Origin of the sequence: Streptomyces sp. NPDC049915, from assembly GCF_040656475.1 — a bacterium.
GTDB lineage: Bacteria > Actinomycetota > Actinomycetes > Streptomycetales > Streptomycetaceae > Streptomyces.
The window spans coordinates 139,782-165,822 of record NZ_JBFAMH010000009.1; the positions used below are offsets into that span (position 1 = coordinate 139,782).

Annotated in this window: 26 protein-coding genes; 10 read left to right on the forward strand and 16 right to left on the reverse strand. The window is 72.6% G+C overall.

Going from position 1 to position 26,041, the window contains the following annotated elements; translation table 11 throughout:
- Positions 1-84 precede the first annotated feature (84 nt).
- Entirely contained in the window at positions 85-1,194 is a 1,110-nt protein-coding gene (locus AB0J12_RS18025) for a potassium channel family protein (RefSeq protein ID WP_363265266.1), read from the forward strand.
- A gap of 79 nt (positions 1,195-1,273) precedes the next feature.
- Here the strand turns inward: AB0J12_RS18025 and AB0J12_RS18030 are convergent, their stop codons facing one another.
- The 5 genes from AB0J12_RS18030 to pdhA form a co-directional block, all read right to left on the reverse strand.
- Positions 1,274-2,686 carry a molybdopterin molybdotransferase MoeA gene (locus AB0J12_RS18030; protein WP_363265267.1) on the reverse strand — a complete coding sequence of 471 codons (1,413 nt, stop codon included), beginning with the start codon at positions 2,684-2,686 and terminating at the stop codon, positions 1,274-1,276.
- Positions 2,683-3,609, reverse strand: a complete 927-nt coding sequence (locus AB0J12_RS18035) for an NTP transferase domain-containing protein (RefSeq protein WP_363265268.1) — start codon at positions 3,607-3,609, stop codon at positions 2,683-2,685. Before AB0J12_RS18035 ends, AB0J12_RS18030 begins: the two co-directional genes overlap by 4 nt.
- A 129-nt stretch (positions 3,610-3,738) precedes the next feature.
- Positions 3,739-5,262, reverse strand: a complete 1,524-nt coding sequence (locus tag AB0J12_RS18040; protein WP_363265269.1) for a dihydrolipoamide acetyltransferase family protein — start codon at positions 5,260-5,262, stop codon at positions 3,739-3,741.
- Positions 5,262-6,269, reverse strand: coding sequence for an alpha-ketoacid dehydrogenase subunit beta (locus AB0J12_RS18045; RefSeq protein ID WP_363265270.1), 1,008 nt, complete (start codon positions 6,267-6,269; stop codon positions 5,262-5,264). Before AB0J12_RS18045 ends, AB0J12_RS18040 begins: the two co-directional genes overlap by 1 nt.
- On the reverse strand, positions 6,266-7,414 hold the full coding sequence (pdhA, locus tag AB0J12_RS18050) for a pyruvate dehydrogenase (acetyl-transferring) E1 component subunit alpha (RefSeq protein ID WP_363265271.1): 1,149 nt from the start codon (positions 7,412-7,414) through the stop codon (positions 6,266-6,268). Before pdhA ends, AB0J12_RS18045 begins: the two co-directional genes overlap by 4 nt.
- 171 nt (positions 7,415-7,585) lie before the next feature.
- On the opposite strand from pdhA, the gene AB0J12_RS18055 reads away from it, so the two are divergent.
- Positions 7,586-8,122 carry an Lrp/AsnC family transcriptional regulator gene (locus tag AB0J12_RS18055; protein WP_363265272.1) on the forward strand — a complete coding sequence of 179 codons (537 nt, stop codon included), beginning with the start codon at positions 7,586-7,588 and terminating at the stop codon, positions 8,120-8,122.
- A 35-nt stretch (positions 8,123-8,157) separates the two neighbouring features.
- Here AB0J12_RS18055 and AB0J12_RS18060 read toward each other — a convergent pair whose 3' ends face one another.
- From AB0J12_RS18060 to AB0J12_RS18070, 3 genes are all read right to left on the reverse strand, one after another.
- Positions 8,158-8,508, reverse strand: coding sequence for a hypothetical protein (locus tag AB0J12_RS18060; RefSeq protein WP_363265273.1), 351 nt, complete (start codon positions 8,506-8,508; stop codon positions 8,158-8,160).
- A gap of 90 nt (positions 8,509-8,598) precedes the next feature.
- Positions 8,599-9,189 (reverse strand): TetR/AcrR family transcriptional regulator, encoded by a 591-nt coding sequence (locus tag AB0J12_RS18065; RefSeq protein WP_363265274.1) that lies wholly within the window; start codon positions 9,187-9,189, stop codon positions 8,599-8,601.
- Between the two features lie 28 nt (positions 9,190-9,217).
- Positions 9,218-10,735: a 3-hydroxyacyl-CoA dehydrogenase gene (locus AB0J12_RS18070; RefSeq protein WP_363265275.1), complete on the reverse strand. Its 1,518-nt coding sequence runs from the start codon at positions 10,733-10,735 to the stop codon at positions 9,218-9,220.
- Positions 10,736-10,894: 159 nt separating this feature from the next.
- On the opposite strand from AB0J12_RS18070, the gene paaN reads away from it, so the two are divergent.
- Positions 10,895-12,589, forward strand: coding sequence for a phenylacetic acid degradation protein PaaN (paaN, locus tag AB0J12_RS18075; protein WP_363265276.1), 1,695 nt, complete (start codon positions 10,895-10,897; stop codon positions 12,587-12,589).
- Between the two features lie 175 nt (positions 12,590-12,764).
- On the opposite strand, the gene AB0J12_RS18080 is transcribed toward paaN, so the two are convergent.
- The 3 genes from AB0J12_RS18080 to AB0J12_RS18090 are packed head-to-tail and all read right to left on the reverse strand — an operon-like array spanning position 12,765 to position 15,426.
- The gene (locus AB0J12_RS18080; protein WP_363265277.1) at positions 12,765-13,514 is read right to left on the reverse strand and encodes a TrmH family RNA methyltransferase; all 750 of its coding nucleotides are present in this window, start codon (positions 13,512-13,514) and stop codon (positions 12,765-12,767) included.
- The gene (locus AB0J12_RS18085; RefSeq protein WP_363265278.1) at positions 13,511-14,725 is read right to left on the reverse strand and encodes an HTTM domain-containing protein; all 1,215 of its coding nucleotides are present in this window, start codon (positions 14,723-14,725) and stop codon (positions 13,511-13,513) included. The genes AB0J12_RS18080 and AB0J12_RS18085 overlap by 4 nt, the downstream gene beginning before the upstream one ends.
- Positions 14,722-15,426, reverse strand: coding sequence for a DUF5819 family protein (locus AB0J12_RS18090; RefSeq protein WP_363265410.1), 705 nt, complete (start codon positions 15,424-15,426; stop codon positions 14,722-14,724). The genes AB0J12_RS18085 and AB0J12_RS18090 overlap by 4 nt, the downstream gene beginning before the upstream one ends.
- A 599-nt stretch (positions 15,427-16,025) precedes the next feature.
- Here AB0J12_RS18090 and paaA point away from each other — a divergent pair.
- The 5 genes from paaA to AB0J12_RS18115 are packed head-to-tail and all read left to right on the forward strand — an operon-like array spanning position 16,026 to position 19,642.
- On the forward strand, positions 16,026-17,054 hold the full coding sequence (paaA, locus tag AB0J12_RS18095) for a 1,2-phenylacetyl-CoA epoxidase subunit PaaA (RefSeq protein ID WP_363265279.1): 1,029 nt from the start codon (positions 16,026-16,028) through the stop codon (positions 17,052-17,054).
- A complete protein-coding gene (gene paaB, locus AB0J12_RS18100) occupies positions 17,051-17,338 on the forward strand; it encodes a 1,2-phenylacetyl-CoA epoxidase subunit PaaB (protein WP_363265280.1) in 288 nt (95 codons plus the stop codon). The genes paaA and paaB overlap by 4 nt, the downstream gene beginning before the upstream one ends.
- Complete coding sequence (gene paaC, locus AB0J12_RS18105; RefSeq protein WP_363265281.1) at positions 17,335-18,057, forward strand: 1,2-phenylacetyl-CoA epoxidase subunit PaaC; 723 nt, start codon at positions 17,335-17,337, stop codon at positions 18,055-18,057. Before paaB ends, paaC begins: the two co-directional genes overlap by 4 nt.
- On the forward strand, positions 18,051-18,581 hold the full coding sequence (gene paaD / locus AB0J12_RS18110) for a 1,2-phenylacetyl-CoA epoxidase subunit PaaD (protein ID WP_363265282.1): 531 nt from the start codon (positions 18,051-18,053) through the stop codon (positions 18,579-18,581). Before paaC ends, paaD begins: the two co-directional genes overlap by 7 nt.
- On the forward strand, positions 18,581-19,642 hold the full coding sequence (locus AB0J12_RS18115) for a 2Fe-2S iron-sulfur cluster-binding protein (RefSeq protein ID WP_363265283.1): 1,062 nt from the start codon (positions 18,581-18,583) through the stop codon (positions 19,640-19,642). The genes paaD and AB0J12_RS18115 overlap by 1 nt, the downstream gene beginning before the upstream one ends.
- 78 nt (positions 19,643-19,720) lie before the next feature.
- Here AB0J12_RS18115 and AB0J12_RS18120 read toward each other — a convergent pair whose 3' ends face one another.
- From AB0J12_RS18120 to AB0J12_RS18130, 3 genes are all read right to left on the reverse strand, one after another.
- Positions 19,721-20,068: a rhodanese-like domain-containing protein gene (locus tag AB0J12_RS18120; RefSeq protein ID WP_363265284.1), complete on the reverse strand. Its 348-nt coding sequence runs from the start codon at positions 20,066-20,068 to the stop codon at positions 19,721-19,723.
- A gap of 32 nt (positions 20,069-20,100) precedes the next feature.
- Entirely contained in the window at positions 20,101-20,907 is an 807-nt protein-coding gene (locus tag AB0J12_RS18125; protein ID WP_363265286.1) for a hypothetical protein, read from the reverse strand.
- 121 nt (positions 20,908-21,028) lie between these two features.
- Entirely contained in the window at positions 21,029-22,429 is a 1,401-nt protein-coding gene (locus tag AB0J12_RS18130; RefSeq protein ID WP_363265411.1) for a DUF2252 domain-containing protein, read from the reverse strand.
- A 319-nt stretch (positions 22,430-22,748) separates the two neighbouring features.
- On the opposite strand from AB0J12_RS18130, the gene AB0J12_RS18135 reads away from it, so the two are divergent.
- Positions 22,749-23,246 (forward strand): YbaK/EbsC family protein, encoded by a 498-nt coding sequence (locus AB0J12_RS18135; protein ID WP_363265287.1) that lies wholly within the window; start codon positions 22,749-22,751, stop codon positions 23,244-23,246.
- 94 nt (positions 23,247-23,340) lie between these two features.
- Here AB0J12_RS18135 and AB0J12_RS18140 read toward each other — a convergent pair whose 3' ends face one another.
- Positions 23,341-23,955 carry a LysE family transporter gene (locus AB0J12_RS18140; RefSeq protein ID WP_363265288.1) on the reverse strand — a complete coding sequence of 205 codons (615 nt, stop codon included), beginning with the start codon at positions 23,953-23,955 and terminating at the stop codon, positions 23,341-23,343.
- A gap of 173 nt (positions 23,956-24,128) precedes the next feature.
- Positions 24,129-24,872: a 2OG-Fe dioxygenase family protein gene (locus AB0J12_RS18145; RefSeq protein WP_363265289.1), complete on the reverse strand. Its 744-nt coding sequence runs from the start codon at positions 24,870-24,872 to the stop codon at positions 24,129-24,131.
- Positions 24,873-25,099: 227 nt separating this feature from the next.
- On the opposite strand from AB0J12_RS18145, the gene AB0J12_RS18150 reads away from it, so the two are divergent.
- A complete protein-coding gene (locus tag AB0J12_RS18150; RefSeq protein ID WP_363265290.1) occupies positions 25,100-26,017 on the forward strand; it encodes an aminoglycoside phosphotransferase family protein in 918 nt (305 codons plus the stop codon).
- Positions 26,018-26,041 lie beyond the last annotated feature (24 nt).

Here is a 26,041-nt window from a genome sequence, read left to right on the forward strand (position 1 = left end):
GACGGGCACGATCCCGTCCGCAACCATGGTGCCGTCCGAACGGATCAACGAGGCAGGGGGCACACTCATGTCAGGGGGCACACGATGAAGGCCGAGCACCGACCGACGCGGGCGTCCTCGCTGCTGCGGTCCGTCTGGTACCGCTCACGGACCGAGGCCCGTGACGACGCCGAGGCCGGCCGGACCATCACCATGCCGACCCAGACCGTCACGCCCCCGCTGCAGCAGGTCCTGCGCCGTCTCGCCATGGCCCTGCTGGTCCTCGTCCTCACCACGCTGATCGTCTACGTCGATCACGACGGCTACCGCGACAGCGCGGACGACTCCGTCGACCTGCTGGACGCGGCCTACTACGCCACCGTCACCCTCTCCACGACCGGCTACGGCGACATCACCCCGATCGGCGATACCGCCCGGCTCGTGAACATCCTCGTCATCACGCCCCTGCGCGTGCTGTTCCTGATCATCCTGGTCGGCACCACCCTGGAGGTCCTCACCGAGCGCACCCGTCAGCAGGTCCGCATCCACCGCTGGCGCGCCCGCACCGAGGACCATGTGGTGGTCATCGGATACGGCACCAAGGGCCGCCATGCCGTGCAGACGCTCGTCGGGCAGGGCATCCCCAAGGACCGGATCGTCGTCGTGGACGCCCAGCGCAAGGTGGCGAACGCCGCCTCCGACGACGGGCTGGTCTCCGTCATCGGTGATGCCACCCGCTCCGAGACGCTGCTCAAGGCCGAGGTGCAGCGGGCGGGCCGGGTCATCGTCGCCCCGGAGCGCGACGACACCGCCACCCTCGTCACGCTCACCGCCCGCCAGCTCAACCGGCGCGCCACCATCGTCGCCGCCGTACGGGAGGACGAGAACGCGCCGCTGCTCAAGCAGTCGGGCGCCGACACGGTGATCACCACGTCCAGTTCGGCCGGGCGGCTGCTCGGGGTGTCCATGGTGAGCCCGTCCGTGGCACGGACCCTGGAGGACCTGATGACCCTGGGCAGCGGGCTGGACCTCGTCGAGCGCGCGGTGACCGCGGAGGAGGTCGGAAAGGCGCCGCGCGCCTGTGCCGACCTGGTGGTGGCGGTCGTCCGCAGCAAGCAGCTGCTGGACTACACCGACCCCCGGCTGACCGAGCTGCACGTCGGCGACCGGGTGATCACGGTCAGCCGGGCGGTGCCGGTGCGGGAGGAGCGCTGAGACTTCACACCACCGCCCGCACGTGAGACTTCGCACCACCGCCCGCCGTTTCACGTGAAACAGCCGGTCCAGCACCGTTTCACGTGAAACAGACGCCGATTCCCGCCGTCGCCCACGGCAGGTCGAGCATCTCGGTCTCCTGGCCCTGCTGGGCGCCACCCGGTGGCACGACGGCGAGGGCGTCCGCCGCCGCGATGCCGCGCAGCATGGCCGGGCCGTTGTAGTGCAGCGGCACGGCCTGGTCGCCGCGCAGGACGACAGGGACGAGTCGCGTGTCGTACGGGTGTCCGTGGACCGCGTCTCGCAGCGGCAGCGTGTATCCCTCGGGCACCGGATGGGCCGCGAGCGCGCGCAGCAACGGCTCGGCGAGCGTGAGCAGGCCGGACACCGCGGCGAGCGGGTTGCCGGGCAGCCCGACCAGGTGCCGGCCGTCCTGGAGACGGGCGAGCAGCATCGGGTGTCCGGGACGCACTTTGACGCCGTCGACCAGCAGCTCGCCGCCGATACGGCTCAGCGTGGGGTGGACATGGTCGACGGGGCCCGCGGCGGTGCCACCGGTCGTGACGATCACGTCGGCCTCCGACGTGGTGACGGCGGTGTGCAGGGCCTCGGCGTCGTCCCCGAGCCGCCGGACGGCGGTGACGTCGGCGCCGAGCGCGCGCAGCCACGGCGGCAGCAGCGGGCCGAGGGCGTCGCGGATCAGCCCGTCGTGCGGCAGCCCTTCGGTGAGCAGTTCGTCCCCGAGGACGAGCAGGTCGACGCGCGGCCGGCGTACGGCCGTGAGGGTGTCGTATCCGGCGGCGGCCGCCAGACCGAGCACCGCCGGGGTCACGAGGGCACCGGCGGACAGCAGCTGGTCACCGCTGCGGCACTCCTGGCCGCGTGGGCGGATGTCCTGGCCGGTGACCATCTCCCGGGTGGCGTGCAGCCGGCCCTTGTCATCGGTGCGGCCGTGTTCGCTGCGCAGTACGGCGGTGGTGTCCGCGGGGACGCGTGCGCCGGTGGCGATGCGGACGGCCTCGCCGTCGACGAGCGGTGCGGGTTCGCCGTGCCCCGCGAGCACGCCGGTCTCGCGGACGTCCCAGGGGCCCGGCCCGGCGACCGCCCAGCCGTCCATCGCCGAGGTGTCGAAGGACGGAAGGTCGGTGAGTGCGGTGAGCGGGGCGGCCAGGCTGAGGCCGAGGGCGTCGGCCAGGGACACGGAGACGTTCGCCGCGCGAGGGTCGCGCCGCCGTCCGGCGCGGGCGGCGATCGCCCGGGCATCGGGCCAGGGGGTGGCCTTGTGACGGGCGGGCGGGTCGGCGTGGCCATGCCGGTCGGGGGCCTCGGCCCCGGAGGCGGGTGCGGGGACGTGGTCGCCGGCGCCGCACGTGTGGCCGGCCCGGTCCGGGCGGGGCCGGTCGGGCTGGGGCCGGTCCTTGACCAGGGCGAGCGCCTCCTCGACGTCGAGCTCGTCGGCGTCCTGCTCGTCCCGGATACCGCCGGCGGTCATCCGGCGTCCGGGCGGGTGTCGGGCGTGGCGTCGGGGGCCACGTCGGGCTTGTCGCCGCCCTCGCCGGCCCAGCGCTGGGCGAGAGCCGCGGCCTTGTGGGCGGCGTCGGCGACGGCCTGCGGGCCGCCTCCGGCGCGGGCGGCGGCGTAGCCGACGAGGAAGGTGGTCAGCGGGGCCGCGGGCCGGGCCACGCCGTGGGCCGCGTCGCGGGCCAGGTCGAGCAGGACGCCGGTGTCGACATCGAGGTCGATGCCCAGCTCGTCCTTGACCGTGGAGATCCATTCATCCAACACGTGCCCATGCTCCCTGATGCGTGCTCTGGCGGTGGCGATGTCGTCCCAGGTGTCGCAGTCGAAGGACGCGACCGGGTCGGTGATGCGGGTGAGGTCGAGAAGAGCGGTGAGCCGCCGCAGGGGCAGGCCGGTGAGGCCGCCGTGCTCGGTGCCGAGAAGCGTGAGGGCGCGGCGCAGGCTGCCGGTGCGGTAGGCGGCGACGAGCGGCTGGTCCCGGCCACCGGGGTCGCTGAGCAGTACGCCGTCGGTGCTGGTCGCACGCAGGGCTGCGAGCAGCCGGGCGACGGTGTGCCGGTCGAGGAAGGGCAGGTCTGCGGAGAGGAGCAGGACCCGGTCGGCGGCGGTGTGCAGCAGCCCGGCGCCGAGGGCGGCGAGCGGTCCGCCGCCGGGCGGTTCCTCGCGCGCCCAGGTGACCGGGCGGGCGGTGGGCCGGGGGTCGGCGACCACCACGGTGGTGCGGGCGTCGGCGCAGGCCGCGAGGACGCGGTCGAGCAGCGCGCGTCCGCCCACGCGTACCCCGGGTTTGTCGGCGCCGCCGAGCCGCCGGGCGGCCCCACCGGCCAGGACGACGGCGTCGTAGCTGTCCGGGGCGAAGCCGTCGCCGGGGCCGGGGGACTCGTAGGCGGTCACCCCCCGAGTATGCGCGCCGCCCCGATCACAGGGAACGCGGGAGCACCACAGCGGTCACGGCGGACGCCCGTGGGTGTCGCCCCTCGGCCGGAGCCCGGAGTTCCCTGCGCCCCGGCCGTTGTGTCGTCCTCACAGGGTGCGCAGCAGCACCGCCGGTTGTTCCACGCAGTCGGCGACGTACCGCAGGAAGCCGCCCGCCGTGCCTCCGTCGCACACCCGGTGGTCGAAGGTGAGCGAGAGCTGCACGACCTGGCGGACCGCCAGTTCGCCCTCGTGGACCCACGGCTTGGGCACGATGCGGCCGACACCGAGCATGGCCGCCTCGGGGTGGTTGATGATCGGCGTGGAGCCGTCGACGCCGAACACGCCGTAGTTGTTCAGCGTGAAGGTGCCGCCGGTCAGTTCCGCGGGCGTGAGCGTCCCGGTCCGGGCCGACTCGGTCTGCCGGGCGAACTCCGCGGTGAGCGACTCGGCGTCGCGGGCGTGGGCGTCCCGGACGACGGGCACGACCAGCCCGCGGTCGGTCTGTGCGGCGAACCCCAGGTGCACCTGGTCGAGCTGGACGACCTCCCTGGCCTCGGTGTCGACGGTGGAGTTCAGCTCGGGGTAGCGGGCGAGGGCTGCGGTGCAGATACGGGCCAGCAGGGCGATCAGGGAGATCTTCGGCCCGCCGGCGGCGTTCATCGCGGCGCGCGCACGCATCAGCTCGGTCGCGTCGGCGTCCACCCAGCAGGTCGCGTCGGGGATCTCCCGGCGGCTGCGGGACAGCTTGTCGGCGACGGCCCCGCGGATGCCCTTGAGGGGCGTACGGATGCCGCCGACGGGCGCGGACGAGACCCGGGAGGCGGGCGCGGACGAGACCCGGGATGAGGCGGGCGTGGTCGGCGCGGGGGCGCCGTCGGACGCGCTCGTCCCGCGCACGGACGGCTCGGCGACCGAACGGCTCGGCTGCGCTGCCGCGGCCCGCAGCGCGTACTCGACGTCCGCGCGCAGGATCAGCCCATCGGGTCCGGAACCGTGCAGTTCCCGCAGGTCCAGGCCGTTGTCCCGGGCGAGCCGTCGCACCAGCGGGGAGATGACGCTCACGAGGCCCTCGGGGTGGGAGCCGGCTGCGGCGCCCGCGGTGTGCGCGGTGTCGGGCTGGACGATCCCCGGCTCCCGGAAGCCCGCCGAGCCCGGCTCCGGCCGCGTCGCCCCGGACGCGCGGTCGGGTCCCGGCGTGCCGCGCCCCGGCGCGGAAGCGCCGCCCGGCGTGCCCGGCCCGGTGAGCCCGGTCGGCCGTACCCGGCGACGGCGGGCGGGGGGCGCGCCGGTGCCGTAGCCGACGAGGACGTTGCCCGAGCCCTCGGCGGTGGCGGGCCGGGCGGCCCCGGCGTGCACGTCTTCGCTCTCGCCACCGGAGGCGGGGGCGCCCACGGCCACCGTCAGCAGCGGCGCCCCGACGGGCAGTTCCTCGCCCTCCTCGCCGAAGCGGGCGGTGACCACACCGCCGTAGGGGCAGGGCACCTCGACCATCGCCTTGGCGGTCTCGACCTCGACCACGGGCTGGTCGACGGCGACGACGTCACCGACCTGGACCAGCCAGCGCACGATCTCCGCCTCGGTGAGCCCCTCCCCGAGGTCGGGAAGCTTGAACTCCAGCACCTGTGCCATCAGCCCTCGGCCTCCCACTGCAGACGCGCCACGGCGTCCAGGATCCGGTCGACGCCGGGAAGATGGTGCCGCTCCAGCATGGGCGGCGGGTAGGGGATGTCGAAACCGGCCACACGCAGCACCGGCGCCTCCAGGTGGTGGAAGCAGCGCTCGGTGACCCGGGCCGCGATCTCCCCGCCCGGGCCGCCGAAGCCGCCCGACTCGTGGACGACGACCGCGCGCCCGGTGCGCCGTACGGACGCGCACACGGTCTCGTCGTCGAACGGCACCAGGGAGCGCAGGTCGACGACCTCGAGGTCCCAGCCCTCGGCGCGGGCGGCCTCGGCGGCCTCCAGGCAGACGGGCACCGACGGGCCGTAGGTGATCAGGGTGGCGCTGCTGCCGGGGCGGCGCACCACCGCACGCCCTATCGGCTCCACGGGTGTGGGCTCCTCGGGGTTCCAGGAGTCCTTCGACCAGTACAGCCGCTTGGGTTCGAGGAAGACGACCGGGTCGTCGGAGGCGATGGCCGCGCGCAGCAGCCCGTAGGCATCGGCGACGGTCGCGGGCGTGACGACATGGAGCCCCGGAGTCGCCATGTAGTACGCCTCGGAGGAGTCGCTGTGGTGCTCGACGCCGCCGATGCCGCCGCCGTAGGGGACGCGGATGGTGATCGGCAGGGGCACCTTGCCGCGCGTGCGGTTGCGCGTGCGGGCGAGGTGGCTGATGAGCTGCTCGAACGCGGGGTAGGCGAAGGCGTCGAACTGCATCTCCACGACCGGGCGCAGCCCGTACATGGCCATGCCGACGGCGGTGCCGAGGATGCCGGCCTCGGCGAGCGGGGTGTCGGTGACGCGGTCGTCGCCGAACTCCTTGGCCAGGCCGTCGGTGACGCGGAAGACGCCACCTAGGGTGCCGACGTCCTCGCCCATGACGTGCACGGCGGGGTCGGCCGCCATCGCGTCGCGCAGTGCGCGCGTGAGGGCCTGCGCCATGGTGGCGGGCTTGACGGCGACGGTCGTCGTCATCGGTGCGTCCCTTCCTGGCCGGCGTCCTGCTCGGCCGCCAGCTCGGCCTCCAGCAGTGCCCGCTGCTCGCGCAGTTGCGGTGTGGGCTCGGCGAAGACGTGGTCGAACAGGTCGGCTGGGTCGAGCTGCGGGTCGCGGTTCATGCGCTCACGCAGGTCGGCGGCCATGGCCTCGGCGTCCTGGCGGGCGGCCTCGATGGCGGCCTCGTCGAGGAGTCCGCGCTCGGTCAGCTCGTGCTCCAGCAGCTGGATCGGGTCGTGCGCGCGCCAGGCCTCGACCTCGCCGTCGCCGCGGTAGCGGGTCGCGTCGTCGGCGTTGGTGTGGGCGTCCACGCGGTAGGTGATCGCCTCGACGAGGGTGGGGCCGCCCCCGGCACGCGCGTGCCGCACGGCGTCGGAGAGCACCTCGTGCAGGGCGGCGGCGTCGTTGCCGTCGACGAGGCGCCCGGGCATGCCGTAGCCGACGGCCTTGTGGGCCAGGGACGGCGCGGCGGTCTGCTTGGCGAGCGGGACGGAGATGGCGAAGCCGTTGTTCTGCACCAGGAAGACGACCGGGGCCTGCCAGACGGCGGCGAAGTTCAGCGCCTCGTGGAAGTCGCCCTCGCTGGTGCCGCCGTCGCCGACCAGGGCGAGGGCGACCACGTCGTCGCCCTTGAGGCGGGCCGCGTGCGCGAGACCGACGGCGTGCGGAAGCTGGGTGGCCAGCGGGGTGCACAGGGGGGCGACGCGGTGCTCGAAGGGGTCGTAGCCGGTGTGCCAGTCGCCGCGCAGCAGGGTGAGCGCCTCGACCGGGTCGACACCGCGGGCGACGGCGGCGAGCGTGTCGCGGTAGCTGGGGAAGAGCCAGTCCTGCTCCTGCAGCACGAGTGCGGCGGCGACCTCGCAGGCCTCCTGGCCGGTGCTGGAGGGGTAGACGGCGAGCCGGCCCTGCTTGGTGAGGGCGGTGGCCTGGGCGTTGTAGCGGCGGCCGCGCACCAGGTGTGCGTACAGGCGGCGCAGCAGGGCGGGGTCGGCCTTGGCGGCGGCCTCGGTGCCGAGGACCCTGTAGGGCTCGGTGTCGGGCAGCAGCGGCGCGGGGTCCGTGCGGGGCTGCCAGGCGGGCGGCGGCGAGGGCTTGTACGCGCCTCGCTGCTCCATGACCGTCATGACGGCACCTCCTCATGGGGCGGCTGTAGGCGCAGCCTCTGTGATGCGCCTCACCTACCGATTGTTCGGTCGTCGGCACATTTTGGCTACGGGTGGCCTCAGGCTGTGGACAAACGGTTCTCCACAGCTTGGGATGAACGCAGTACGTCCACGGCAGGAAGGTGGGGGGACATGGCATCTGAACAAATGGCCGATCCCGCGGACTCCGCGGCGCCCCCGTCGGCCCCGGCGAGCCCGGCCGGCGGCGCCTCCCTGCCACCCGCGCGGCCGCTGGACGCCATCGACCACGACATCCTGAAGATGCTCCAGACCGACGGCCGCGCCTCGATACGGTCGGTCGCCGAGCGGGTCCACGTCTCGCGCGCCAACGCCTACGCGCGCATCAACCGTCTCGTCGAGGACGGCGTCATCCGCGGCTTCGGCGCCCGCGTCGACCACGAGCGGGCCGGGCAGGGCACGTCCGCGTACATCACGCTCAAGATCGTGCAGAACTCCTGGCGGACGGTGCGCGAGCAGCTGCGGCAGCTGCCCGGCGCGTCCCACATCGCCCTGGTCGGCGGCGACTTCGACGTCCTGCTGCTCGTCCACACCCCGGACAACCGGGCGCTGCGCGAGGTGGTGCTCACCCGGCTCCAGGCGATCCCCGAGGTGCTCAGCACGCGCACGCTGCTGGTGTTCGAGGAGGAGGACCTGGAGCCTCAGGGCTGAGGCCCCCGCGTCACCGGCGTACCGTCACACGGCCGTCAGATCCCGGCCATGGCCGCACTCACCAGCAGCGTGAACAGCATCAAAAGTCCCACGCACCCGAGCCCGGCGCCGGCGGCCAGCAGGCGCGGCGTCCTCAGGGACCGGCGGTGCGGCAGCGCCCAGGACAGCGCGAGCAGTCCCACCGACCCGTAGAACGCCGCCTTGAAGGCGTCCACCCCGCCCTCGGACCAGAACGAGCGGTGCACCAGCACCAGGAACGGCAGGCCGGCCACAGAGGCCACCAGGGGGGCCCTCCACCACGTCGGGTGGGCCGCGTGCGCACGCGGGGCGTGCGGTCGCACCTCGTCCGGCCGGATGTCGTCCGCTCGCGCGTCGTCGGGAAGCATGCGGGCATCCCATCACCCGTCGTCGGGCGGGGGAAGCGGCTTGCGCACTCCGCCTCGCACGCGCGCGTACTCACCTGCCGCCCTCGGCGGTCACTCCGCCTGCCGCAGTCCCCCGAAGACCAAGAGCGCCACCGCGTCGCCGACTTCACGCTCGCTCATGCCGCGACCGTCGGGCCGGTACCACTCCACGATGGAGTTGATCATCCCGAAGACCAGCCGGGTCGCGAGCCGCACCTCCACGTCACCGCGCACGTCCCCGTCCACGGCCGCCGCCTTGAGCAGTTCGGCGACCCGGTGGTCGAACTCGCGGCGCCGCTCCAGCGCCCACCGCTCGGTGGCGGTGTTGCCGCGCACGCGCAGCAGCAGCGTCACGTACGGCAGTTCGGCGATGAGCACCTCGACCATGCGCCGGACGACGTACTCCAGCCGGTCCGCGGCGCGCCCCACGCACGCGTGCTCCTCGTCCAGGATCGCGAACAGCCCGTCCAGCGCCCGGCTCACCGCACGCCGCAGCAACTCCTCCTTGCTGGTGACGTGGTGGTAGATCGACGACTTGGAGATGCCGGCCGCTTTGGACAGATGCTCCATGGAGGTGCCGTCGTAACCGCGTTCGTTGAAGACGCGCACGGCCACGGACAGCAGGGTCTCCGGGGTGTACGTGTCGCGCTTGGCGGTGGTCACGGGGTGCCCTTCCGCTTCTGGCAGGCGGTCATGACGAGGTCCCCTCCCGCTTGTCGGAGGCGTGCGCGTGCCGGTAGAGCGCGAGGGACGGGGCGTAGCGGCCCGACGGGTCGCGCAGGTGCAGGTCGTCGAGGAGGGCGTAGGCCCAGTGGCGGCCCAGCCTGCGGCTCCATTCGAAGGGGCCGAGGGGGTAGTTGACGCCGAGGCGCATCGCGGTGTCGATGTCCTCCTCGGTGGCCACGCCCTTGGCGACGGCGTCGTGCGCCAGGTCGACGATCCGGGCGACCGTGCGGGCGACGATCATGCCGGGGACGTCGCCGATGACACTGACCTTCTTGCCGAGCGCCTGGAAGAGCCCGGTCGCCTCGGCGAGGGTCTGGGCCGAGGTGTCCTGGGAGGCGGACAGGGCGATGCGGCTCGCCCTGCGGTAGTCCAGGGCGAGGTCGAAGTAGACGACGTCGCGGAACTCCACGGAGGTCTGGCCGTCGGCGAGGGCGAGCTGGCCGCCGCTGGGCAGCACCAGGCGCGTGCCGTTGTCCTCGTCCTCCTCGCGGACCTGGATGCCCGCCTCGCGGATCAGCGCGAGCAGCTCGGAGGCCGGTCCCAGGTCGCCCTCGGCGACGACGTAGGCGGGCGCCTTGTGGGGCTCGGCGGTGTGCGGCTCGGGCCGCTCGGCGCCCTCCCGGTAGTCGTACCAGCCCTGGCCGCTCTTGCGGCCGAGCCGGCCGGACTCCACCAGGCGCCGCTGGGCGAGGGAGGGAGTGAAGCGCACGTCCTGGAAGAAGGACTGCCACACCGACTGCGTGACCGACTCGTTGACGTCCTGCCCGATCAGGTCGGTCAGCTCGAAGGCGCCCATCTTGAAGCCGCCCGACTCGCGCAGCACGGCGTCGATGGTGGCCGGGTCGGCGCCCTGGTACTCCAGGACGGCGAACGCCTCGGCGTAGAAAGGCCGCGCGATGCGGTTGACGATGAAGCCGGGGGTGTCGGCGCAGGCGACCGGCGTCTTGCCCCAGGCCCGGGCGGTCTCGTACGCGCGCGTGGCGGAGGTGACGTCGGTGGCGTAGCCGGAGACGACCTCGACCAGCGGCAGCAGCGGCGCGGGGTTGAAGAAGTGCAGCCCGACGAGGCGGCCGGGCTGGCGCAGGGCGCCGCCGATCGCGGTGACCGACAGGGAGGAGGTGTTGGTGGCGAGCAGACAGTCCTCGCCGACGATGTCCTCCAGGTCCCCGAAGAGCTGTTGTTTGACGTCCAGCCGCTCCATGACCGCCTCGACGACGAGCGCGCAGTCGGCGAGGTCGTCGAGGGTGTCGGCGGGCGTGAGCCGGGCGCGGGCCGCGTCGCGGTCGGCGGCGGTGAGGCGGTCCTTCTCGACGAGCCGGTCGAGGCGGACGCCGATCGCTTCGGCCGCGTGACGGGCGCGTCCCGGCGCGGCGTCGTACAGCCGCACGGGGTGGCCCGCGACCAGCGCGACCTGGGCGATGCCCTGGCCCATGGTGCCGGTGCCGACGACGGCCACGGGGCTGCTGAGGTCGAGTGCTGTCATGTGCGCGATCCTCCCGCACGGGGTTTTCCACAGATGCGGCAGGCCCCCTTGTCCCGACCGATCGTTCGGTTACTCTAACTCTGTCCTGCTGTTCCCGCCCATGGTTTCGCCCAGGTCATGAACTCGACGAAGAGTTCTCGAGACAGGAGTTGGTCCCGCATGGCCGCCGAACTGACCGCGCACGACCTGATCGCCAGGCACCGGCCCACCCTCGACCAGGCACTCGAGGCCATCCGCACGCGCGCGTACTGGTCCCCGCACCCCGAGCACCCCAAGGCCTACGGCGAGGAGCACGGCAGCCTGGACGCGGCGGCGGGCAAGGCCGCCTTCGACGCCCTGCTGGGCGGCCGCCTCGACCTGGACCAGCCCGGCACCGACGACTGGGTCGGCGGGGAGGTCTCCCCGTACGGCATCGAGCTGGGCGTGACGTACCCGCACGCGGACCTCGACGTCCTGCTGCCCGCGATGAAGGCCGGGCAGCGCGCCTGGCGGGACGCGGGCCCGCAGCTGCGCGCGGCGGTCTGCGTGGAGATCCTCAAGCGGATCAGCGACCGGACGCACGAATTCGCGCACGCGGTCATGCACACCTCCGGCCAGGCGTTCATGATGGCGTTCCAGGCGGGCGGCCCGCACGCCCAGGACCGCGGCCTGGAGGCCGTGGCCTACGCGTACGCGGAACAGACGCGCACGCCCGAGGCCGCCGAGTGGTCCAAGCCGCAGGGCAAGCGCGACCCGCTGGCCCTCACCAAGGAGTTCACGCCGGTCCCGCGCGGCATCGGCCTGGTCATCGGCTGCAACACCTTCCCGACGTGGAACGGCTACCCGGGCCTGTTCGCGTCCCTGGCCACCGGCAACGCCGTGCTGGTCAAGCCTCACCCGCGCGCGGTGCTGCCGCTGGCGCTCACCGTGCAGATCGCGCGCCAGGTGCTCACCGAGGCCGGCTTCGACGCCAACCTGGTGGCGCTGGCCGCCGAGCGGCCCGGCGAGGGCATCGCCAAGACCCTCGCCACGCGCCCGGAGATCCGGATCATCGACTACACCGGCTCGACGTCCTTCGGCGACTGGCTGGAGGCCCACGCCCGCCAGGCGCAGGTCTACACCGAGAAGGCCGGCGTCAACACGGTGATCGTCCACTCCACGGACAACTACAAGGGGATGCTCGCCAACCTGGCGTTCTCGCTGTCCCTGTACAGCGGCCAGATGTGCACCACCCCGCAGAACCTGCTCATCCCGCGCGACGGCATCCACACCGACGCGGGCCCCAAGTCCTACGACGAGGTGGTCGCCGATCTCGCGCAGGCGATGGACGGCCTGCTCGGCGACGACGCGCGTGCGAACGCCCTGCTCGGCGCGATCGTCAACCCCGACGTCAAGGCCCGATTGGAGGCCGCAGCCGGCCTCGGTGAGGTCGCCCTCGCCTCTCGTGAGATCACCAACCCGGACTTCCCCGACGCGGTCGTGCGCACCCCGGTGATCGTCAAGCTGGACGGTGCCAAGCCGGACGCCGAGGCCGCTTACATGAGCGAGTGCTTCGGACCGGTCTCCTTCGCCGTCGCCGTCGACTCGCTCACCGACGCCGTGGAACTGCTGCGGCGCACGGTTCGTGAGAAGGGCGCGATGACCGTCGGGGCGTACACCACGGACAGCGAGGCCGCGCAGCAGATCGAGGAGGTCTGCCTGGAGGAGGCCGCACAGCTGTCGTTCAACCTCACCGGCGGGGTGTACGTGAACCAGACGGCGGCCTTCTCCGACTTCCACGGCTCGGGCGGCAACCCGGCGGCCAACGCCGCGCTGACCGACGGGGCGTTCGTCGCGAACCGCTTCCGCGTGGTCGAGGTGCGCCGGGAGGCGTAGGCCGGCGAGTGGGCCCGGGGGCGCAGCCCTGGCCGGGGTGCGCCCCTGGATGCGGGCGCCCCCCTTGGCGCCGTGTTGCCGCTGGATGCGGGACGGCAGCCCTGGCGCCGCGTGTTGCCCCCGGCTGCGGGGCGCAGGGCCCAGCGCGGTGTGTCCCTGGGAACAGTTCGCAGCCCTAGCGGGGTGCGTCCCCGGTGGCGCTCCAGTGGTACAGCGTCATGGCCACGCTCGTGGCCAGGTTGTAGCTGGAGACCTGGGGGCGCATCGGCAGCGCCAGCAGATGGTCCGCACGCGCGCGCAGGGCGGCGGACAGTCCGCTGCGCTCGGAGCCGAAGGCGAGGACGGCGTCGTCGGGGAGTTTCACGCCCCGGATGTCCTCGCCCTCGGGGTCCAGCGCGAACACCGGACCGGGCGGCAGTTCCTCGACGTCCAGCCGCTCCACGGCGGTCGCGAAGTGCAGCCCCGCGCCGCCGCGCACGACCGTGGGATGCCAGGGGTCCAGGGTGCCGGTGGTGACCACACCGGTCGCCCCGAACCCGGCGGCCAGCCGGATCACGGCCCCGGCGTTGCCCAGATTGCGCGGGTTGTCCAGCACGACCACCGGCGCCTGTCGCGGCAGGCGGGCCAGCGTCCGCAGCTGCGCCTCTCGCGCGGGCCGTACGGCCAGGGCGGCCACGGCCGTGGGGTGCGGGCGCGGCACCAGGGAGGCGTACGTCGACTCGGGCACCTCGGTCAGCAGTTCCCGAAGCGCCTCCCGCACGTCCGGGGCGAGCTCGTCGGCGAGGGCGAGCGCGGCGCCGCCGTCGGTGGTGACCGCGACCGGGACCTCGGCGCCGAAGCGCACGGCGTGCTTGAGGGCGTGGAAGCCGTCGAGCAGCACCGCCGAGTCGGCGAGGCGCCGCCAGACGGCCACAGGGTCAGTCATGCCGTAGAGCCTACGTGCGTCTGCTCCGCGGCCTCCGGGGTGCGCGGCCCCGGCAGCTCCGCGCTTGCCCCGCGCCCGAACACACGGCCACGCGCGTGTGCCGCCGTCTTCCCCAGCCGGCGCAGGAACGACGTGGGCAGGAAGACCGAGTCCGCGACGATCATCGCGAGCGAGAAGAACGGCAGCCCGAGCACGACGGCGATCACGGCGTGCTCGGCCATCATGGCGGCCAGCAGCACGTTCTTCACCCGCCGGTTGAACAGGGTGAACGGGAAGGCGACCTGCACGATCACGGTCCCGTAGGTCACGATCAGCATGATCAGACCGCTGGAGGACATCAGATCGGCGAGCCACGGCCAGGGCGTGAAGTAGTCCAGGTGCAGCGGGTAGTAGACGGCGGTGCCGTCCTGCCAGCGCGAGCCCTGGATCTTGTACCAGCCGGCCGTGGCATAGATCAGGCACGCCTCGGCCATGATCACCACCACGGCGCCGTTGTGCAGCAGGTTGGCGATCACGTCGAGCAGGACGCGCGGTTCGCCGCCGCGTGAGCGTGCCCCGACGAGCCACCGCAGGCCGTGTGCCAGCCAGGCCGCCCACAGCAGTGCCGGTATCTCCCATTCCTGGGAGCCGAACCGGCCGCCCGCGGTCGCCATGACCAGGACCACACCGAGCACCGCCCACAGCGCGGGCCCCACCCGGTCCGCCACCCGCTCGCCACGCGCGTGTGCCCGCTCGGCCCGCCGCTCGCGGCGTGCGTCCAGCGACCACACCTGGCCGCAGCGGGTGAACACGAGGTAGATCGACATCAGGTGCAGCACGTTGTCGCCGCCGTCGCCCATGAAGACGCTGCGGTTCTGCAGCGACAGCACGCCGACCATGAACAGCAGGGACATGGTCCGGGTGCGCCAGCCGAGGGCCAGCAGCGCCGAGGCGACCACGGCCAGGACGTAGACGATCTCGAACCAGATCCGGCTGTCGGACCACATCAGCACGGTGAAGGCGCCGTTGGTGCCGATCAGCTGGTGGGCCAGGTCCCAGCTCCACGGGCCGTCGGGGCCGTACAGCTCGGCGCGGTGCGGGAACTCCCGCAGCAGGAACAGCAGCCATGTGGAGGCGAAGCCGATCCGGATCAGCGCGGTCTGGTACGGGCCGTGGGCGGCCTCGGTGACGCGGGCGATCGCGCGCGAGACCGACAGGGCGAGGCGGTTCACCGGGTACCTCCGGGGGTGTCGTCCTGCGCCACCGTCCACCAGGGCAGCACCCGGAACGCCGGCTCCTGGGAGACCTTCTCGCTGCTCCACCGGGGCGGGGCCACGGCGGTGGTACGGGAGCGGAACTGCACGCGCTCGATCGTGCCGCCCGCACCGGCCGCGCCGGACCGCTCCAGGCGCAGCAGCGCGATACGGCGCAGATACGTCTCGGCGAGCGTTCCGCGCAGCCCCACGGGGCGGTTGTCGGCGGTGTGGCTGGTGGTGAAGAAGTCCCAGGCGCGGCGCAGTTCGTTCTGCTGGGTGTGGCTGGGCAGCGGATTGTGCTCGATGGCCCGGCCGTCCTGCGCGGACAGCCCGTACCAGCCGGTGGTGCGCAGCTCGCCGCCCGCGGTGCGGATCTCGGCGCGGGCCTCGACGGCGATGTTCTGCTGCAGCGGGTTCGGCGCGAACAGCTTCCAGTTCTGCTCGAACTCCGGGTAGATCCACTCGTCGACCGCCGTGCCGTGTTTGCGGCTGACCGTGTTGGCGGGCGCGACGTGCAAGAACACCATGCCTATCTGCACACACACCGCCACCGCGACGACGGCGAGCGCCAGCGCGGCCCCGACCTGGTAGCGGGGGGAGAGCGCGGCGACACCGGTGCGCGCGGGTGCGGGGGGTGCGTCGGCCGTCCCGGCGTCAGTCATCCCGGCTTCGGTCATCCCGGCATCGGTCACCCCGGCATCGGTCATCCCGGCGTCGACCGTCCCGCCATCGGTCGTCTGCGTGCCGTCGGTCCGTGGCGCCTGCGGCACGGGCGGCCGCTCCCGGTCCACCGGGCGGTCGTCCGATCCTGGTGGCGGGCTCGCGCCACCGCCGTACGCGTCGTTACCGCCGTACGTGTCCATTCCGCCCCGTCTTTCGATGTCCTGATGTCCGGCCCTGCCGTGCCCGCCCGACGGCCCCTGACCCGGCGCCTGCGGCGAGACGGCCGCGCGACGCCCGCACGGAACGGTACTCAGCACCACCGACCCCGCACAGCCCCACCCCGCACGGCGGTCCCACCCGCAGGGCGCAGACGGAGGTCACCGCGGCGGTCAGCCTTGCTCCAGCGGTGTCAGCTCGCTCCAGCTGTGTCACGCGCGCCCGGCTCGCTCCACCCGCGCCGGGCGCGCCCGGGCACGAGGGTTTTCCACAGGGTGGGCCGGAGGTTGTCCACAGCGGTTGACACCTTACGACGCCCGTCCCACCATGGAATCGCACGGACCGAACGATCGGTCGGGAGCAAGCCGGGTCAGCACTCAAGGTCGAGGGGGACCGCATGGCGACAGCAGCCGCGCACGAGACGAGCCGCACAGCGGCGTCCGGCGCCCAGGACGGCGCCGAGGCCGCGTACGAGCGCGCCTTCGACGCCGCCGTGGCCGCCGACGAACGCATCGAACCGCGCGACTGGATGCCGGACGCCTACCGCGCGACGCTGGTGCGGCAGATCGCGCAACACGCGCACTCCGAGATCATCGGCATGCAGCCGGAGGCCAACTGGATCACGCGCGCGCCCTCGCTGCGCCGCAAGGCGATCCTGATGGCCAAGGTCCAGGACGAAGCCGGCCACGGGCTGTATCTCTACAGCGCGGCCGAGACGCTGGGCACCGGCCGTGACGAGCTGCTCGACAAGCTGCACACCGGTCGGCAGAAGTACTCCTCGATCTTCAACTACCCGACGCTGACCTGGGCCGACGTCGGCGCGATCGGCTGGCTGGTGGACGGCGCAGCGATCACCAACCAGGTGCCGCTGTGCCGCTGCTCCTACGGACCGTACGCGCGGGCGATGGTCCGCATCTGCAAGGAGGAGTCCTTCCACCAGCGCCAGGGCTACGAGCTGCTGCTCACCCTCAGCAAGGGCACGCCGGAGCAGCACGCGATGGCGCAGGACGCGGTGAACCGCTGGTGGTGGCCGTCGCTGATGATGTTCGGCCCGCCCGACGACGAGTCGGCGCACTCGGCCCAGTCGATGGCCTGGAAGATCAAGCGCCACTCCAACGACGAGCTGCGCCAGCGCTTCGTCGACATCTGCGTCCCGCAGGTCGAGAGCCTCGGCCTGACGCTTCCGGACCCGGAGCTGACGTGGAACGAGGAGCGGGGGCACTACGACTTCGGGCCGATCGACTGGTCGGAGTTCCGGAACGTCCTCAAGGGCAACGGCCCGTGCAACGAACAGCGCATCACCCAGCGCCGGCGCGCCCATGAGGAGGGCGCGTGGGTGCGCGAGGCGGCCGCGGCCCACGCGGCGAAGCACACCGGCACCAACGCCGGAACGCACACCGGAATCAGGGGAGCGGAGCAGGCATGACGAACACCGACTGGCCACTGTGGGAGGTCTTCGTGCGCTCGCGCCGCGGCCTCGCCCACACCCACGCCGGCAGTCTGCACGCACCCGACGCGGAACTGGCCCTGCGTAACGCCCGCGATCTGTACACCCGGCGTGGCGAGGGCGTGTCCATCTGGGTGGTGCCCTCGGTGTCGATCACCGCGTCCTCGCCCGACGAGAAGGACCCGTTCTTCGAGCCGTCCGCCGACAAGCCGTACCGGCATCCGACCTTCTACGAAATCCCGGAGGGGGTGAAGCACCTGTGACCACCACGGTTCCCGCCACGGCGGCCCTCGCGCTGGGTGACGACGCGCTGGTGCTCTCCCACCGTCTCGGGGAGTGGATGGGGCACGCGCCCGTCCTGGAGGAGGAGGTCGCCCTCGCCAACATCGCCCTCGACCTGCTCGGCCAGGCCCGGGTGCTGCTGTCGATGGCCGGTGACGAGGACGAGCTGGCCTATCTGCGCGAGGAGCGCGCCTTCACCAATCTGCAGCTGGTGGAGCAGCCCAACGGCGACTTCGCGAACACCATCGCCCGGCAGCTGTACTTCTCCACCTACCAGCACCTGCTGTACGGCCAACTGGCCGCCCTGGACGGCCCGTTCGCCCCGCTCGCCGCGAAGGCGGTGAAGGAGACCGCCTACCACCGTGACCACGCCGAGCAGTGGACGCTGCGCCTCGGTGACGGCACCGAGGAGAGCCGCACGCGTATGCAGCGCGCCTGCGAGACGCTGTGGCGGTTCACCGGCGAGATGTTCCAGCCGGTCGAAGGCCTGGACGGCGTCGACCGGGGCGCACTGCGCGAGAGCTGGCTGGCCTCGGTCGAAGAGGTCCTCGCGCGCGCGACCCTGACCGTGCCCGAGGGCCCGCAGTCCGGGGCGTGGACGGCCGGAGCGGGCCGGCAGGGACTGCACACCGAGTCGTTCGGGCGGATGCTCGCCGAGATGCAGCATCTGCACCGCAGCCACCCGGGGGCGTCATGGTGACGACCACCCCGCTCGAAGCGGAACTGCTCAAGATCGCCGGCGCGGTGCCCGACCCCGAGCTGCCCGTGCTCACCCTGGAGGAGCTGGGGGTCGTACGGGCGGTGCGGGTGCACGGCGCGGACGCGGTCGAGGTCGAGCTGACCCCGACGTACACGGGCTGTCCGGCGCTGGAATCCATGAGCACCGACATAGAACGGGCGCTGCACGCGCACGGCGTGCGCGAGGTCACCGTCCGCACGGTGCTTTCGCCGGCCTGGTCCACGGACGACATCAGCGACGAAGGACGGCGCAAACTGCGGGAGTTCGGCATCGCGCCGCCGCGCGTGCGGCGGGAGGCGGGAGCGGTCACCGTCACGCTGGGCCCCACGCGCACCCATGACGGCGAGGAAGCGGACCCGGTGCGCTGCCCCCACTGCGGTTCCGCCGACACCGAGTTGCTCAGCCGCTTCTCCTCCACCGCGTGCAAGGCACTGCGCCGCTGCCTCGTCTGCCGTGAACCCTTCGACCACTTCAAGGAGTTGTGATGGCCCGCTTCCACCGGCTCCCCGTGGCCGAGGTCGACCGGCTCACCGACGACTCCGTCGCGCTGACCTTCGCCGTCCCCGAGGAGCTGCGCGAGGAGTTCCGGCACGCGGCGGGGCAGCACCTCGCCCTGCGCCGGGTGGCCGACGGCGCCGAGATACGCCGCACGTACTCCATCTGCTCCCCTGCGCCCGCGCCGGACGGGCCCGGCCCGCGCACGCTGCGGATCGGGGTGCGGCTGGTGGAGGGCGGGGCGTTCTCCACGTACGCGCTGAAGGAGATCAACATCGGGGACGAGGTGGAGGTGATGACCCCGGCGGGGCGCTTCACCCTCGACCCGGCGCCCGGGCTGTACGCGGCGATCGTCGGCGGCAGCGGCATCACCCCGGTGCTGTCGATCGCGGCCACGGTGCTGGCGCGCCAGCCGCAGGCCCGCTTCTGCCTGGTGCGCAGCGACCGGACGTCCGCCTCGACGATGTTCCTCGAGGAGGTCGCCGACCTGAAGGACCGCTATCCGGACCGGCTGCAGCTGGTGACCGTGCTGTCCCGGGAGGAGCAGCAGGCGGGGCTGCCCTCCGGACGGCTCGACCAGGAGCGGCTGACCGGGCTGCTGCCGGCTCTGCTGCCGGTCGGTGACGTCGCGGGGTGGTTCCTGTGCGGGCCGTTCGGGCTGGTGCAGCAGGCGGAGCGGGCGCTGAGCGAGCTGGGCGTGGCCCGGGCCCGGATCCACGAGGAGATCTTCCACGTGGACGCGGCCTCCCCCACGTCGGCCGCCGGCGCACCGGCCCACAGCGCGGTCACCGCCCGCCTCGACGGACGCGGCGGCACCTGGCCGGTGCGCGAGGGCGAGACGCTGCTGGAGGCGGTGCTGCGCAACCGGCCCGACGCGCCCTACGCCTGCAAGGGCGGCGTGTGCGGGACGTGCCGGGCCTTCCTGGTCTCCGGCGAGGTGCGCATGGACCGCAACTTCGCTCTGGAGCCGGAGGAGACGGAGGCCGGCTACGTCCTCGCCTGCCAGTCGCATCCGGTGACGGAACGGGTGGAGCTGGACTTCGACCGATGAGGCAGCACCGGCGATCCCCGCAGGACGGCGCCCCCGACGGGACGGCGACCTCTGCGGGCCCTGTCGGGGCGACGACCTCTACAACACGTGGCCGGGCTTGCCCTCGTCGGTGATCACGGGGCGGCCCGCCGCGGCCCACACCTGCATGCCGCCGTCGACGTTCACCGCGTCGATGCCCTGCTGGGCCAGGTACATCGTGACCTGGGCGGACCGGCCGCCCGAGCGGCAGATCACATGGACGCGGCCGTCCTGCGGCGCGGCCTCGGTCAGCTCGCCGTAGCGGGCCACGAACTCGCTGATCGGGATGTGCAGGGCGCCCTCGGCGTGGCCCGCCTGCCATTCGTCGTGCTCACGGACGTCCAGCAGGAAGTCGCCGTCCTTGACGTCCTTGACCTCGACCGTGGGAACACCAGCTCCGAAACTCATGCGCCCGACGCTACCGGACGCGGCCGACGGTCCTACGGCTGCTGCCCGACCAGCGTCGCCAGTTCCGTCTCACGGGCGGTGATGTCGGTCCGCAGCTGCTCGGCGATCTCCACGAGCAGCTGGTCGGGGTCGTCCGGGGCGAGACGCAGCATGGAGCCGATGGCGCTCTCCTCCAGCTCCCGCTGCAACACCGTGAGCAGCTCCTTGCGCTGGGAGAGCCACTCCAGGCGGGCGTACAGCTCCTCGCTGGGGCTGGGCCGGCGCTCCGGCGGCACCGGGCCGGCCGCCCACTCCGCCGCCAGCTCCCGCAGCTCGGCCTCGTCGCCACGGGCGTAGGCGGCGTTGACCCGGGTGATGAACTCCTCGCGCCGGACCCGCTCGCCCTCCTCCTGGGCCAGGTCGGGGTGGGCCTTGCGGGCCAGCTCCCGGTAGAGCCGGCGAGCCTCCTCGCTGGGCCGCACCCGCTGCGGCGGCCGTACCTGCTGCTCGGTGAGCATCGCCGCCGCCTCCGGGAACAGCCCGGAGTCGTCCATCCAGCCGTGCATCAGGTCCTCGACGCCGGGGATCGGCTCCAGCCGCTCCCGCAGCTCCCGCGCCCGGCGCTGGTCCTCGGGATCGCCGGTGCGGGCGGCCCGTGCCTCGGCGATCCGGGCGTCCAGCTCCTCGATGCGGGCGTACATGGGGCCGAGCCGCTGGTGGTGGAGGCGGGAGAAGTTCTCGACCTCCACGCGGAACGTCTCCACCGCGATCTCGTACTCGATCAGCGCCTGCTCGGCGGCCCGCACGGCCCGCTCCAGCCGCTCCTCGGGCCGCGGCTGCTCAGCTTCCGGGGTCGTCACCCGGCCAGCGTATGCGCTGCGCCGGGCGCGCGCCGATGAGGAGGGGTTTCGGTGCCGCTTATGACCGGCTTCTCCACTGTGTGGTCACCGTCACAGCGGCACATCCAGCCGCCTCCGCGACTCACACCCCCATCTCCGCCGCGACCTTTCCCGCCCTGACCGCCGCCACCAGGTCCGCGTGGTCCGCCTCGGTGCGGTCGGCGTAGGCGAGCGCGAACGTGGCGATCGCCTCGTCCAGTTCCTCGTTCTTGCCGCAGTAGCCGGCGATCAAACGCGGGTCGGCACTGTGCGAGTGGGCACGGGCCAGCAGCGCGCCGGTCATCCGGCCGTAGTCGTCGACCTGGCCGGCGGCGAGGGCGGCCGGGTCGACGCTGCCCTTGCGGTTGCGGAACTGCCGGACCTGGAAGGGGCGGCCGTCCACCGTCGTCCAGCCCAGCAGGATGTCGCTGACGACCTGCATCCGCTTCTGCCCCAGCACCACCCGGCGGCCCTCGTGGTCCACGTCCGGCACCTCGAAGCCGACGGCGGCCAGGTGCGGCACCAGCGCGGACGGCCGGGCCTCCTTGACCTGCAGCACGAGCGGCTCGCCCCGGTGATCGAGGAGCAGCACGACATACGACCGCGTGCCCACACTGCCCGTGCCGACCACGCGGAAGGCGACGTCGTGCACCGCGTGCCGTGCCAGCAGCGGCAGGCGGTCCTCGGAGAGAGTGGAGAGGTAGGACTCAAGGGACGCGGCCACCGCCGCCGCCTCGGCGTCCGGTATCCGCCGCAGGACGGGCGGTGCAGGCACGAAACGGCGCCCGCCGTCCTCGGCCGGCTCCGTCGACTTCGCCGCGAACCGGCCGCTGGTGTTGGCCCGCGCCTTCTCCGAGACCCGCTCCAGCGTGCCGAGCAGATCGTGGGCGTCGGTGTGGGAGACCAGTTCCTCGTCGGCGATGGCGTTCCACGCGTCCAGCACCGGCAGCTTCGCCAGCAACCGCATGGTGCGCCGGTATGCGCCCACCGCGTCGAACGCGGCCTGGCGACAGGCGTCCTCGTCGGCGCCGGCCGCGCGCCCGGCCAGCACCAGTGAGGCGGCGAGCCGCTTCAGGTCCCACTCCCACGGGCCCGGCACGGTCTCGTCGAAGTCGTTCAGGTCGATGACCAGTCCACCGCGCGCGTCGCCGTACAGGCCGAAGTTCGCCGCGTGCGCGTCCCCGCAGATCTGCGCAGTGATCCGGGTCAGCGGCGTCCGCGCGAGGTCGTACGCCATCAACCCTGCGGATCCGCGCAGGAACGCGAACGGCGTGGCCGCCATCCGGCCGACCCGGATCGGCGTCAGCTCGGGCAGCCGGCCCCGGTTGGACTCCTCCACCGCGCTCACCGCGTCCGGGCGGCCGGCATCGAGATCCAGCTCGGCGTGTGACCCGCGCGGCACCCGGCGGCGCAGCGCCTTGCCCTCCTCCTTCGGCGACCCCGGCGCGGGCCATTCGGCGAAACCGCGCACCCGGGGAAGCCGCCGGACGGCGGCCGTCGCCACCCCCTCGGCATGGGCGGACGCCCCCTCGGCCTGGGTGGACAACCCCTCGGCCTGCGCGGCCACCCCCGACGCATCCGACACCTCGGACGCCACCGCACCGGTCTCGGTCACCGCGACCGCCTCCCCCGGACATCAACTGCGCGAACGACAGCTGCACGAACATCGACTGCGCGAACATCAACGCGTGCCGACCGTACAGCCGGTGGCCGAAACACGTCAGACCCTGGGGACCAGTCGGCGGTTGTGGACAACTCGGTCACCCCTCGGACGTTAGGGTCAACTCGCCCGACGCAGCCGCCGTTTTGCCCGAGGGGAACCCATGGCCTCGCACGACACCTACGACAAGCTGATCGCCCTGCTCGACGAGCACGGGGCCGACTACCGGGTGATCGAACACGAGAGCGAGGGCGCCACCGAGGCGGTCAGCCGGCTGCGCGGCCACGCCCTGGACCGGGCCGCCAAGTGCATCATCGTGATGGTGAAGATCGGCAAGAAGGAGAAGCGCTTCGCCCTGGCCGTCGTCCCCGGCGACAAGCGCGTGGACCTGGCCGCGATCAAGGCGCTGTACGGCGGCACGTACGCCTCCTTCGCCTCCCCGGAGATCGCCGAGGAGCTGGCCGGGTCGCAGAGCGGGACCATCCTGCCGTTCTCCTTCGACGAGCGGCTGGAGCTGATCGTCGACCCGGCGCTGCTGGCCCACCCGGAGTTCTTCTTCAACGCCGCCCGCCTCGACCGCTCCCTGGCCCTGTCGACCACGGACTACCGCTCGATCGCGGAGCCCCGCCTCGAGCCGATCTCCCAGGGCGCTCAGGACTGACGGTCCCGGTCAGCAGCGCCACACAGCGCAGGGGAACGCACCCTCACAAGACCGCCGACGCCACGGCTCGCCAGACCGCCGACGCCACCGCTCGCTATACCGCCGGCGTCAGCGCCAGCACCACCCCAAGTCCGACCAGCACACTCCCGATCACCTTGTTCAGCACGGCCTGCCGTCGCAGCAGCCGGGCGCGCAGGTCCTGCTGTGAGAAGAGCAGCGCGACCAGGGCGAACCACACCAGGTGCGCCACCGACATGAACAAGCCGTATCCGATCTGCTGGGCGACCGGGGTGTCGGCGCTGACGACCTGTGTGTAGGTGCTGAGCACGAACAGCATGGTCTTGGGGTTCAGCGCGTTCGTCAGGAATCCGGTCCGCAGCGCCCCGGCCGGGGACAGCGTGCCGTCGGCGGACAGATCGATCTGCAACTGGGCCTTGGCGACAAACGTCTTGTAGCCGATGAACACCAAGTAGGCCGCACCGACCAGTTTCATCACCGTGAAAAGCAGCGGCGTCCGCGAGACGAGCAGTCCCACGCCGACCATCGTGTAGGTGACGTGGACGAGGACGCCGAGCGAAATTCCCGCCGCCGCGAGAATTCCCGCGCGGCGACCGTAGAGATAACTGTTGCGTACGGTCATCGCGAAGTCCGCGCCGGGGCTGATGACAGCCAGCACGGTGATGACTGCGACGGCGACGATCTGACCCATGTTCCCGTTTTCTCACTCGACCGGCACCGGACCGGCTCTCGACCGGCACCGGACCGGCTCTCGTCCCGCACCGGACCGGCTCTCGACCGGCACGGGCTCTCGACCCGCACCGGACCGGCAGGACTTGCACGAGGGCGCCCGCGGCCGAACCGCGGGCGCCCCGAGCACCGACGTCAGGCGGCCTTGTGACGGTAGGTGATCACCAGCACGTCACGGGAGGCGGGCCGGCCCGGATCGAGCTGCTGGATCGGCGACACCCCGTGGAAGACGCGCTCGTCGTTGACCAGCGCGAGGTCCAGCGGGTCGGTGAGGGTGAACTTCTCCAGCGGCTCCTGCTCCAGGTTGAAGATGGTGCTCTCGCCGCCGCCCGCGTTGGACCGGTCGATCATGGCCATCAGCACGAAGGTGACGCCGTCCCGGTGGACGCCCTCCGGGGTGGGCTTGCCGATCTCCTCCCCGTCGACCTCGATGCGGAACTGGTGCGCCTCGATGTGCCACGCGGAGTACGGCGCGAGCCGGCCGAAGATGTCGCAGCCCAGGGTGACCAGGCTGTCCATGGTCGAGCCCTTCAGGACGGCGTCCTCGAACGGCTCGTAGTGGCGGGCGACGCCCCCGTTGAGGTTGTTGAAGTCCAGCGTCTGGTAGTGCGGCCGGTGCGCCTCGACCCGGTACCCGGCGGCGCCCTTCGGGGCGCTCAGCGTGGCGTGCCGACGGCGCCGGTAACGGCCGCCGTCGGCCATGTAGGCGTCGAGCGGCATACGGTTCCAGCTCTCGCGGAAGTCCTCCAGATCGTCCAGCGCGTTTTCGGAGCGCCCACGCAGAAGATCCGCGACCTTGGCTCCGGAAAGCAGGTCGTAGCTTTTCGCGGAGAGCGAATCGCAGAGTTCCTCGATTGCGGCGTGGTATTGCGAAGACATTTTTCCCCCTGGGCCTTCATGGTCGATACCGCCGTAGATCATGAGGTGCACCGCGCACGCGTGTCAATGAAATCAGGGAACTGTTTACACTCGGTTCGTCCCGTCAGCTCTTTTCGGCCATTGGCCGAGTTTTGCGGCTTGACGAAATATCCGAAGCACTTTTCCACCCGCGACGGCCGCGAAATTCCGGTGACGGGGAGCACCCCGGCGGTGTAGGAACAGGGGTGATGACGACCCCGGAGAAGACCAAGATGCACGACGGCGAAGCGGCCACCGACCCCGCCCTCGTCCGCCGCCTCCTGCGCGCCCAGTTCCCCGGATGGGCAGACCTGCCGATCACCCGCCTCGCCTCCGGTGGGACGGTCAACGCGATCTACCGCCTGGGCGGTGAGCTGACCGTCCGGTTGCCGCTCCTGGAGGGCGGCGCCGGGAGTCTCGACGACGAGGCGCGCTGGCTGCCGCGGCTGGCCCCGCTGCTGCCCGTCCCGATCCCCGAGGTCGTCGCCCTGGGCGAGCCCGCCGAGGGCTACCCCCATCGCTGGGCGATCCACCGCTGGCTGGACGGCGAGGTCCTCCGCGAAGGCGAGGCGTCCGACGACCTGGCCCGCGACCTCGCGGTCTTCGTCACCACCCTGCGCCGGGCCGGCCGGTCCGAAGCGTCCGGCCTCGACGACGGCCCCCCGGCCTACCGGGGCGCCCCGCTGCGCACGGTCGACGCCGAGACCCGCGCGGCGATCGGGGAACTGCGCCGCACGGACGAGCCCTTCGACGCGGACGCGCTCCTCGCCGCCTGGGACACCGCGCTTCAGGCACCGGACTGGACGGCTGAGCCGTGCTGGACCCACTCCGACCTCATGCCGAGCAATCTGCTGGGCGCCGGTGGCCGGCTGACCGGAGTCCTCGACTTCGGTACGGCCGGCGTGGGCGACCCGGCCGTCGACCTCATCCCGGCGTGGAACCTGCTCACGCCCACAAGCCGCCGGGTCTTCCGCGACGGTGCCGGCATCGACGACGCCACCTGGGCGCGGGGCCGCGGCTGGGCCCTGTCCATGGCGGTGATCCAACTGCCGTACTACCGGCACACCAACCCGGTCATCTCCGCCAACGCCCGCTACACCCTGCACCAGATTCTGGACAGCCGCTGAGACCGTACGGCGCACGAGACCGTA